Below are 432 nucleotides of genomic sequence, written 5' to 3' on the forward strand. Positions count from 1 at the left end.
AAGGAGTAGACCCGCTCCTTGGCGCGGGAGGCTTCCTCGTCGCGCCGGGCGCCACCGAAGGCGGCGTCGAAGCCGTACTTGTCCAGCGCCATCTTGAGCGACTGGGTCTTCATGATGTCGGTGTACTTGGCGCTGCCGTGGTCGAAGGGGTTGATGCCGGCGGCCCGTCCCTCCTCGTTGATGTGCTCGATCAGTTCCATGCCGACCTCCGCGGCCATCTTGTCGCGGAACTCGATCATCTCCTTGAACTTCCAGGTGGTGTTGACGTGCATCAGCGGGAACGGCGGCGGGCCGGGATAGAACGCCTTGCGGGCCAGGTGCAGCATCACCGAGGAGTCCTTGCCGATCGAGTAGAGCATCACCGGGTTGCCGAACTCGGCCGCGACCTCGCGGATGATATGGATGGACTCGGCTTCGAGCTGCTTGAGATGG

At 63.7% G+C, this 432-nt stretch carries 1 protein-coding gene; it reads right to left on the reverse strand.

Annotated elements, in window-relative coordinates; genetic code table 11:
* On the reverse strand, nucleotides 1-432 hold a 432-nt coding region (cysD, locus tag DOM54_RS19665; protein WP_240613980.1), incomplete at both ends, for a sulfate adenylyltransferase subunit CysD.

The organism is Salinicola acroporae (assembly GCF_003206615.1).
Taxonomy (GTDB): Bacteria; Pseudomonadota; Gammaproteobacteria; order Pseudomonadales; family Halomonadaceae; genus Salinicola; species Salinicola acroporae.